Origin of the sequence: Calidithermus terrae, from assembly GCF_003574345.1 — a bacterium.
Taxonomy (GTDB): Bacteria; Deinococcota; Deinococci; order Deinococcales; family Thermaceae; genus Calidithermus; species Calidithermus chliarophilus.
Map to the genome: position 1 here is coordinate 1 of NZ_QXDL01000160.1, position 9,801 is coordinate 9,801.

The 9,801-nt window shown below is 71.6% G+C and carries 5 protein-coding genes; 1 reads left to right on the plus strand and 4 read right to left on the minus strand.

Going from position 1 to position 9,801, the window contains the following annotated elements; translation table 11 throughout:
• Positions 1–117: 117 nt before the first annotated feature.
• On the minus strand, positions 118–1,431 hold the full coding sequence (locus Mterra_RS15595) for a TldD/PmbA family protein (RefSeq protein WP_119316011.1): 1,314 nt from the start codon (positions 1,429–1,431) through the stop codon (positions 118–120).
• Entirely contained in the window at positions 1,428–2,822 is a 1,395-nt protein-coding gene (locus Mterra_RS15600) for a TldD/PmbA family protein (RefSeq protein WP_119316012.1), read from the minus strand. Before Mterra_RS15600 ends, Mterra_RS15595 begins: the two co-directional genes overlap by 4 nt.
• Positions 2,823–3,090: 268 nt before the next feature.
• Between Mterra_RS15600 and Mterra_RS15605 the strand changes: the two genes are divergently transcribed.
• Positions 3,091–6,129, plus strand: coding sequence for a WD40 repeat domain-containing protein (locus Mterra_RS15605; RefSeq protein WP_170159698.1), 3,039 nt, complete (start codon positions 3,091–3,093; stop codon positions 6,127–6,129).
• Positions 6,130–6,329: 200 nt separating this feature from the next.
• Here Mterra_RS15605 and Mterra_RS15610 read toward each other — a convergent pair whose 3' ends face one another.
• Positions 6,330–9,155, minus strand: a complete 2,826-nt coding sequence (locus Mterra_RS15610; RefSeq protein ID WP_119316014.1) for a hypothetical protein — start codon at positions 9,153–9,155, stop codon at positions 6,330–6,332.
• A 209-nt stretch (positions 9,156–9,364) separates the two neighbouring features.
• Positions 9,365–9,661: a hypothetical protein gene (locus Mterra_RS15620; RefSeq protein ID WP_036219767.1), complete on the minus strand. Its 297-nt coding sequence runs from the start codon at positions 9,659–9,661 to the stop codon at positions 9,365–9,367.
• Positions 9,662–9,801 lie beyond the last annotated feature (140 nt).

The following is a 9,801-nucleotide window of genomic DNA, read 5'->3' on the forward strand; positions in this document are numbered from 1 at the left end:
CCCGACCCCCCTTGCTAAGGGGGGTGACAAGGCGTCTCGCGTTTCGCATCTTGCGTTCGGCGTAAGACGTACGACGTACGACCCGCGCCCGGCCTCCGCCCACGGGCTATCGCCCCCTCACGCCCCCGCGAACGACAGCTCCGCGACCTCGACCATCGGCGCACCCAGGGCCATGCCCCAGTACTCCCACTCGAGCCCCTCCCCCACCGCGCTGATGCTTTGCAGCAGCGAGAGCAGGTTGCCGGCCACGGTGAAATTCTCCACCGCGTAGGCCACCTCGCCGCCCTCGACCTTGAGGCCCAGGGCTTGCAGGCTGAAGTCGCCGGAGATGGGGTTGGCCCCGGCGTGCAGGCCCATCATCTCGGTGACGATTACGCCCTCCTGCAGCCTGACCCCGGAGCCGGGCTCGAGGAAGAGGTTGGAGTGGCCCACCCCCAGCACGCCCTTGTAGCCGCGCTGGGCGTTGCCGGTGGGCTCCACGCCCATCCGGCGGGCGGTCTCGGAGTTGTGGGCGAAGCTCTTGAGCACGCCCCGCTCGATGAGGGTCAGGCGGCGGGAAGGGGTGCCCTCGGCGTCGAAGGGGCGCGAGGCGATGCCGCCGGGCAGGGTGGGGTCGTCCACGACGGTCACGAGCTCGGAGGCCACCCTCTCCCCTACCTTCCCCGCCAGCAGGCTCTTGCCCTCGAGCACGTTCTTGGCCGAGAACATGAAGCTGATCACGCCCAGCAGCTGCGCGAAGGCCTTGGGCTCGAAGTAGGCGCGGTACTTGCCGGTCTTGAGCGGCCGGGCGCCGAGCAGGCGGGCCGTGTCGTGGATGAGGTCGAGGGCGGTCTTGCCGGGCTCGAGGGCGTGGAACTCGCGGCTAAAGTCCACGTTCCAGCTCTGCTTGGGCGCGCCGCCGTCGCTGAGGATAGCCATGCCCATCACCACGCTCACCCCGGTGCGGTAACCCCCGCTGGCCCCCTGGGTCGAGCCCAGCACCACCTGGGTCTCCTGCTCCTGGTAGGACGTGCGCGGCACCTGCTTGACCCGCGCGTCCTGGCGCAGGGTGGCCTCCACGGTGAGCGCAGCGGCCTGCTTGTGCTCGAGCGGGGCCGAGAGCCCTTCGCCCAGCAGGTCGTGGCGGCCCAGCGCCGAGCCCGCCGGGATGAAGCCCCCGCCGCTGCTCTGCAGCAGGGCGTTTTCGTGGGCCTCCTGCATCACCCAGTCCAGGGCCTCGGGGGTCCGCTCCTCGGTGTAGGCGTAGCCCACCTTGCCCTCCACCACCACCCGCACCCCGATGCCGCCCTGGGTGGCCTGGGTGATCTCCTCGAGCCGCCCCCCGAAGGCGCTGAGGCTCAGCTCGCGGGACTCGGTCGCCAGCACCTCGGCTTCGATGCCCATCGCACGGGCTTTTTTCAACAGGTAGTCCTTGGCCTCTTCGAAGCTCATGCCTGCCCTCCCACCACGATCTCGGAAATCAGCAGGTGGGGCTGGCCCACCTCGGTCGGGATGCTCCCCGAGAGGCTGCCGCACATGCCGGGCGAGGTCTCGAGGTCGCTCGAGACCGCCACGATCTTGGCGATGCTGTCGGGGCCCTTGCCCACCAGCATGGCCCCGCGCACCGGCTCCTCGATGCGCCCGTTGCGGATGATGTAGGCCTCCTTGACCCCGAAGTTGTACTCCCCGCTGCCCGGCCTGACCTGGCCGCCGCCCATGTCCTTGGCGTAGAGGCCGTACTCGATCCCCTCGAAGAGCTTCTCGACGGGGGTGTCGCCGGGGGCGATGAAGGTGTTGCGCATGCGGCTGGTGGGGGCGTAGGTGTAGTCCTGGCGGCGCCCGGAGCCGGTGGGGGCGTAGCCGGTCTTGATCGCGCCCAGCTTGTCCACCATGTAGCTCTTGAGCACGCCGTTCTCGATGAGCACGGTGCGCGCGGTCTCCATGCCCTCGTCGTCGAACTCGGAGGAGCCCCAGCCGTGGGGGGTGGTGCCGTCGTCGATGTAGGTGACGCAGCCGGAGGCCACTTTTTCGCCCAGCTTGTCGGAGAGGACGCTGGCCTTCTTGGCGACGGAGGTGGTCTCCAGCAGGTGCCCCAGCGCCTCGTGGAAGATCACCCCGCCGAAGGCGTTGCCGATGACCACCGGCATGGTGCCCGCCGGGGCGGGCTTGGCCCGCAGGTTGGTCATGGCCTGCTCCCCGGCCTTACGGCCGATCTCGCCGGGCGGGTAGCGGTCGAAGAGCTCCAGGCCCACGCTCAGCCCCGGCCCGAAGGTGCCGGTCTGCATGCCGGCCTCGTCCTGGGCGATGGCGGTGACCACGTAGCGGGTGCGCACGCGGCGGTCCTCGACCCACTTGCCCTCGGAGGTCGCGACCAGCACCTCCTGGTCCCACTCGAGCAACTGCGTCTGCACCTGCTTGACCTCGGGGGCCACCCGCGCGGCGGCCTCGGCCTCGAGCAGCCGCTCGACGCGGTAGCGCCGGTCGCGGGCCGACAGCGGCACCTCGGGGGCGTGCAGGCCCCGCGCGGCCTGTTTGCGGAAGTCCAGGCCGCCCTCGCCCCGCGCGTCCACCTGCCCGGCCTGCCCCTTGAGCTTGACCAGGGTCTCGGTGACCTCGAGCAGGCTCTCGGGCGAGAGGTCGTTGGTGTAGGCGTACACCACCTCGGTGCCGTAGAACAGCCGCAGCCCCGCGCCGTACTCGAGGCCGCTGGTGGCCTCCTTGACCTCGCCCGAAAGCATCCGCAGGTTGCGGCGCTTCCAGCGCTCCACGTACAGCTCGGCGAAATCGGCCCCGCCCAGACGGGCCCGGCGGAGCACGTCGCTCACCAGTGTTTCTGAAAGCATTCCAATCCTCCCTAGGCCTGCAGTCTAAGGGCTATCTACTCCATGCACAATCGGCTTTTTCGAGCTACCCGCGGCGGGAGGGCCCGCCGGCCTCGGGCAGTGGGCCCTTGGTCTGTTACCTGTTTTTGAATAGAGTATGAACTTGGCTAGGGGGCCGGGCACCGCGTTGGCTCCACGGCCTGAAGAAAGGGGCTACATGAAGTTCAAGGGCATTCTCTTATGGAGTTTTCTATCGCTGAATCTCGTCGCCATAGCCCAGACCGGCAGTTTGGGGAACCTGCTCGAGCTGCGCCGCCTCGAGGGCGTCACCGAGCCCGCCGGGGCGCTGGCGGTGAGCCGCGACGGGCGCTGGGCGGCCTCGGGCGGTAACGACGGGGCGGTGATCCTGCGCGACCTCCGCAGCGGCCAGTCGGTGCGAACCTTCCGCGCGCCCGCCGGCGTGGGCGCGGTGCTGAGCGTCGCCTTCAGCCCGGACGGGCGCACCCTGGCGGCCGGCACCCGCACCGGCGACCTGCGGCTGTGGGAGGCCTCGAGCGGCCGCGAGCTGCGCCGCCTCGCCCCCCAGGCCGAGACGGTCTACGACCTGGCCTTCGCCCCCGACGGCCGCGGCCTGGCCGTAGCCACCAACCGGGGCGCCGTGCGCGTGTTCGACCCCCGCACCGGCCAGCAACTGCGGCTGTTGAGCGGGCACACGGGCGCGGTGTACAGCCTGGACTGGTCGGCCGACGGCCGGCTGCTGGCGACGGGCTCGAGCGACAAGACCGTGCGCCTGTGGAGCGCCAAGGACGGCAAGGCCCTCAAGACCCTCCGCCCCCCGCAGGAGGTCACGTCCGTGGCCTTCAGCCCCGACGGCAAGACCCTCGCCAGCGGCGACTTCGGCGGGAGCCTGCGGCTGTGGTCGGTGACCGAGGGCAAGCTGCTGCGCCAGATCGCCAGCGACGGCGGGGGCACCTGGGAGGTCGCCTTCAGCCCGGACGGGCAGCAGATGGTCTCGGGCGGGAGCACGGGCCTGAAGCTGTGGTCGGCCAAGAGCGGGCAACGCCTGCGGGTGCTGAGCCCCGAGTACTACCCCGGCTGGAACGCCCTGGCCTTCGCGGGCAACGGCCGTTTGCTGGCGAGCCTGCCGGCTGCCATCCAGCTCTATGACCTGAAAAGGGGCCAGGTGCTTCACAGCCTGCCGGGGCACCCTGCCGTCGTGTCCTCCCTCGCCCTCAACGCCGACGGCTCGAGGGTGGCTGTAGGCACCCCCGCCGGCCCCGTCCTGGTCTACGACAACGCCAGCGGCAAGTTGCTGGCCGCGCTACGCGGGCATCAAAGGAGGGCCAACTGGCTGCAATTCACGCCGGACGGCCGCCGGCTGGTCAGCCTCTCCGGCGGGGAGGGCATCCTGCGCGTGTGGGACCTCAGCACCGCCAAAGCGCTGGGGCAGCTCGAGGGCCAGTACTCCTTCTTCTCCATAAGCCCCGACGGCACGACCCTGGCGACGGCCGACGGCGAGAGCCTGCGGCTGTGGACCCTGCCCGACCTGCGCCCCGCGGCCCGCGCCACCGACTTCCCCGACGAGTTCACGTCTTCCCCCGTCGTGGCCGTGGGCTTTAGCCCCGACGGTCGGCGCCTGGCCGTCGGGGGCCTCCGCACGACCTGGGTCTACGACCTCGAGAACGGCCGGCTGCTGCGCGCCTTCGAGTTCGCCGAGCCCTTCCAGCTCCTGTGGAGCCGCGACGGCCGGACCCTGGCCGCAGCCTCGGAAACCTCCGCCGCGGTCTGGGATACGCTATCCGGCCGCCGGCTGGCGGTCCTCACCCCGCAGAACGGGATCAGCTCCATCGGCCTCAGCCCCGACGGCCGCCTGCTGGCGACCGCCGGGAACTACAACGTCGCGCTGTGGTCGGTGGCTACGGGGAAGGCCGAGCGCACCTTCAAGACCGGCGCGCGGAGCCTGGACGTGGCTTTTAGCCCCGACGGCACCCGCCTGGCCTTCAACGACCTGGGCGGGGCGCGGGTGCTGGGCGCCGCCGGCAAGGCCGCCGTCTTCGGCCTCCCCGCGGCCCCGGCCACCCAGGCCCGCCTGGCGCTGAGCTTCGCCCTCCCCAGCACCCCCGTGCGGGTGGACGGCGACCTCCGGGGGACCACCGACCTGAGCGGGCGGCTCGAGCTGTGGGACCTGCCCCCCGGCGAACACCAGGTCGAGCTCGAGCCCGCCCTCGAGCTCTTCGCCCCCAGCAAGCTCGGCGTCACGCTGGTCGCGGGCGAGACCCGCAACGTGCAGGCCCCGCTCGAGCTGGCCGCGGGCGTGCCTGCGAGCGCGAAGGCCGCCTGGGGCCTCGAGGCCCGGGGCCACCTCTACGCCGAGGCGGACTTCCGCGGGGCCAGCCTCACCCCCGACGGCAGCCGCCTGGCGCTCAGCGACGGCGCCGCCGTGGTGGCGTGGGACGGCTCCAAGCCCTCCCCCGGCGGGGTCCGAACCATCGAATTCGGCCTCGAGACCGCCTGGCCCGCCTTCACCCCCGACGGCAAGGCCTTCGCGGTCATCACCGAGGATGGCTTCGAGCTGCGGGAGTACCCCTCCGGCAAGCGCTTGCGCAAGGAGGCCGGGGGAACCTACGGCGACGCGCTCGTGCAGGCCTTCAGCCCGGACGGCCGCACCCTGCTGCTGAGCCGGGGCGAGCAATTGCTGCTGTGGAACGTCCAGCGCTGGAGCTCGGCCGCGGCCCTCACCGGCCACACCGCCGACGTGTACATCGCCAGGTTCAGCCCCGACGGCAGCCTCATCGCCAGCGGCGGCGAGGACGGCTCGGTCCGGCTGTGGGACGGCCGGAGCGGGCAGTTCCTGCGCCTGGTGGGCGTGGGCGAGGCCGGCGAGGAGCGCGCCCGCGGCGAGTGCCCCTCGACCCACTGCGCGTGGTCCACGGGCAGCCGCTACGCCGAAAGCGGCCAGGGCGGCACGGTCTATGACCTGGCCTTCAGCCCCGACGGGAAGCTGCTCGCCGGCGCCGCCGACGACGGCACCGTGCGGGTGTGGGAGGTCGCCACCGGGGCCTTGCTGCGAACGCTCGAGCACGCCGGCGAGGCCTGGGCCGTCGCCATCAGCCCCGACCAGCAGGTCCTCGCCAGCGCGGGCGAAGACGGCATCCACCTGTGGGACCTCGCCAGCGGCCGCAAGCTGCGCACCCTGAGCACGGAGGAGACCTACTGGGTCGGCTTCAGCCCGGACGGCCGCTCCCTCTTCAGCGTAGGGGGCTCGAGGGCTACCCGCTGGGGCGCGCTAAGCGGGGCTCCCCTCTTTGCTCCTGGCGCTGAACGCTGAGAGACGTAGATAGCCCATAGCCGAGGGCAGGACGCAGGACGTGGGTCGTAGGGCCTGCGTCCTGCGTCGTACGTCGTACACAAGATGCGAGACGCAAAACCCAAGACGCGAAACGCCGGACGCTGACCGCATGACGTAGGGGCGGGCCCCCGTGCCCGCCCTCGCTTCTCCCCTCCCCACGTACGGGGAGGCAGGTGCCTTCAGCCGCCCCGCAGAGCCCGTTTGAAGAGCTGGGGGGCGAACTCGGCCACCGCGCGGAGGAAGCCGGTGATGCCGCGGGCGCGGCCGGGGGTGAGGTAGACGGGGACGCCCAGGTTCTCGGCCTCCAGCCGCACCGGCTCGGAGAGGTCGTGGCCGACGTAGCTCGAGATGATCATCATGCCGTGGGCGCGCTCGAGGCGGCTGTGGATGCGGCGGATCACCTCGCGCCCGGCGGCGTTGGCGTCGGAGTCGAACCAGTCAACCTTGAGGCCCTGGGCCTCGAGGAAGGGCACCATGCGGCTGCGCAACTGGGTGTGGCCGCCCACCACCAGCAGGTACTCGCCGTGGAAGCGCGGCAGGCCCTCCTTGAGCAGGCTGTCGGGGGTGGCCCCGGCCAGCGCGTCGGGGACGCCGTCGAGCTGGGCCACGGCCTTGGAGGTGGCCTTGAGCTCCTCGAGGTAGAGCTGCAGATCAGGGTCGGTGGGGTTGAGGAAGAGGAGGTTGCGCAGGATCTCGCGGGAGAGCTCGAGGTCTTTCTCCCAGTAGTAGGCCACCTCGAGGGCCTTGCGCCACTGCTCGGCGGCCTTCTTGTAGGCCCCGGTGCGCTCGTAGTGCTCGGCCAGGTCGTAGCGCACCTCCAGCGCCTCGGGGGTGCGGGCGAGCTCGGCGAGCAGCAGCGCCTCGGCGCCCAGTTGCTGCCCGGCGTCGTAGAGCGCGGCCAGGTAACGGCCCCGCACGTTCTGGGCCTCCTCGCTCTGGCTGAAGCCGCGCGAGAGGCGGTAGGCCAGCTCGAGCAGCTCGAGCGAGGGGTTGCGGGTGTGCTCGAGCGAGCGGGCCAGCAGCCGGAAGGCCTCCCAGGGGCCCTCGAGGGTCTCCACCAGCCGCAGCACCGCGCTGGGGTCGCCCCGGAAGTGCTCGAGGCCGCTGTCGCGCACCCGGGCCAGGAATTCCCTCGCCAGCACCGTCTCGCCCTGCTCGTAGGCCTGCTGGGCCAGCGCGAAAAGCTCCTCGACGCCGTAGGCGCGGAAGGCGTGGGCGCGCTTGTGGTCGCCCAGCACCTCGGTCATGGGGTGGCCCAGTGCCTGCTTGGCCTCGGCCAGCAGGTGGTAGGCGAAGCCCTTCGACTCCCCCTGCCCCTCCCGCGCGGCGGCCTCGAGGTAGCGCAGGGCCTCGGTGTGGCGCCCCTCGCGGTGGCGCAGCAGGCCCAGGGCCAAGAGCGCGGTGGCCTCCTCGGCGCGGGCCACCGCGTCGGTGAGGTAGGGCTCGACCTCCTTGAGGTCTTCCAGCGGCACGCTCTCCAAGCCCTCCGGGCCCCGCACCCGCAGGCCCACCAGGGCCATCCCCAGCGCCCCCGCCGCCTCGCCCAGGTCGTACAGCCGCTGGGCGTAGCGCTGGGCGCGGGCCCACAGCCCCTGGCTCAGGCTCGCCTGCAGGCCCAGGCGCAGCAGCCCGCGGCTGAGCAACTGCGGCGAGAGGTCCTCCACGAACTCCACCCGGCGGCTGGCCTCGCTCCAGTCCCCCTCGCGCGACAGCCGCACCGCGCGCTCCTCCATGCGCTCGAGCGCGGTCTTGAAGTAGAGCTCGGCCTCGGGGATGCCGGCCTCGAACAGCTGCCGCAGCGCGTCGGCCAGGCGGCCCAGGCCCAGGTAGACCCGGCCCAGGTAGAAGCGGTAGCGCCCGCCCCGGCTCGCCAGGGCCTCCAGGCGCGGCAGCGCCCGGCGGTAGTCCTCGAGCTCGACCCAGCAGAACGCCCGCAGGTCCTCGGCCTCCGGCCTCCCGGCGCCCGCCAGGGTGGCCTCGGCCTCGGCGAAGCGGGAGAGCGCGAAGAGCGCGCGGCCGCGCAGGTAGGCCAGCTCGCCGCGGGCGTCCTCGGGGCTGTTGTGCAGGACGGCGGCGTAGTCCTCGGCCTCGAGCAGCCGCCACAGCTCCTCGGCAGACGCCGCGGCGGGACGGGCCTGGGCGACCGGGGCCGGGGGAGGCGCCACCTGAGCGCCGGACTCCTCGCGGCGGCGCAGGGACAGCTCCTCGGGCATGCGCCCGCTGACCAGGCAGTACTCCCCCTCCCCGGTGCACCGCACCTCGCTGAAGCCGAGCTCCTCGAGCATCGCCCCCAGCCGCTCGGGGTTCTTGCCCAGGAAGGGGCCGTGCCCGTAAACCAGCAGCCCGCCCGGCCGCAGCAGCCCCTGCAGGCCCATGAGCCGCCCGGGGAGCCCGAATTGCCGGTCGAAGGCCTCGGCCTCGAGGCGGCCCGGGAGGTCGCCCAGGCAGCCCTCCGGCAGCACCGATAAGAGCAGGACGGCGTCCATCGGGGGCAACCGCGGCGGGGCCTCTCCCCCGCCCCCCTCCTGCAGGAAGCCCGAAGGCACCCCGAACCATCCCTGGTGCCAGCTCACGCCCGGCAGCCGCTCCCGCCCGATCTGCACCGCCTCGGCCACCCCTTCGAGGGCGTGCCACTCGAAGCCGGGCCGGGCCTGGGCCAGCCAGCCCACCAGCCCGCCCGTGAAGGCCCCCACCTCGAGCACCCGCCCGCCGACCGGCTCGAGCAGGCGCGGCACCTGTTCGGCATAAAATTCCAGGAAAGGCAGGTGCATGGCGTACACCAACCCCTCCAGGCGCTCGCGGGGATGCGCCAGCAGGCTTGCGTAAAAACTTCGCACCGCCTCGAGGCCGCCCCCCGCGAGGTAGCGCTTCCAGGCCTGCAAGATCGGTCTTCGGCGGCCCGGGCTGCCGATGCGCCGAGCCAGCTCGCTCTCGAACTTTCCGGGCGAGAGCGGGCCTTCGACGTGAAAGCCCTGGCGCAGGTAACGTCTGACGTCGGTGTCCACCGCTCCAACCCTCCCTTGAACCACTAGCCTATCAGAGCCCGGGGAAGATACCCAGTCCAAAAAACCTGGGGGAAAGGTTTACGGGTGCGAACAGCCCATGAGGTCGAGGGTCCAGGGCCAAGGCGTTTAGCGTTTGGCGTCTTGCGTTTAGCGTTTGGCGTTTGGCGTCTTGCGTCTCGCGTACGACGTAGGGCGTACGACGTACGACCCTAATTCAATATCCGATTCGCCCTGATCTGCGCCAGGACCTGCTCGAGCTGCTCCAGCGACGCGTCGATCTGCTCGAAGCTCTGGGCGTAGCTCTCGATGACCTCGGGGTCGCTGAGGTAGGGTGCGGTGTTGCGGAAGGTCTGCCAGCCCTCGCGGATCTGCGCGATGATCTGCTCCGCGCCGTCGGAGGCCGCCAGGAAGTGGGCGAACTGGGGGCTCTGCTCGGCCCTCTCGAGCCGTGCTTCTTGGGCATCGACGATGGCTAGGAGGGCTTCGACGCGGGGACTCAGGGCCATGCTGCTACCTTAGCAGAAGAAGGCGTGAGGCGTGGGGAATATGGACCCGGCAGGGTGCGGCGGGCGGGCTCATGCGTTAGAATCACGACTTGACGCCTCGAGGAGGCATTCCTCCCGGAACCCCGACCTATGCCCGACCC

Bases quoted from the DNA above. Each gene is read 5' to 3' on its own strand.
- Mterra_RS15595 (WP_119316011.1), bottom strand. From the start codon at position 1,431: ATGAGCTTCGAAGAGGCCAAGGACTACCTGTTGAAAAAAGCCCGTGCG.
- Mterra_RS15600 (WP_119316012.1), bottom strand. From the start codon at position 2,822: ATGCTTTCAGAAACACTGGTGAGCGACGTGCTCCGCCGGGCCCGTCTG.
- Mterra_RS15620 (WP_036219767.1), bottom strand. From the start codon at position 9,661: ATGGCCCTGAGTCCCCGCGTCGAAGCCCTCCTAGCCATCGTCGATGCC.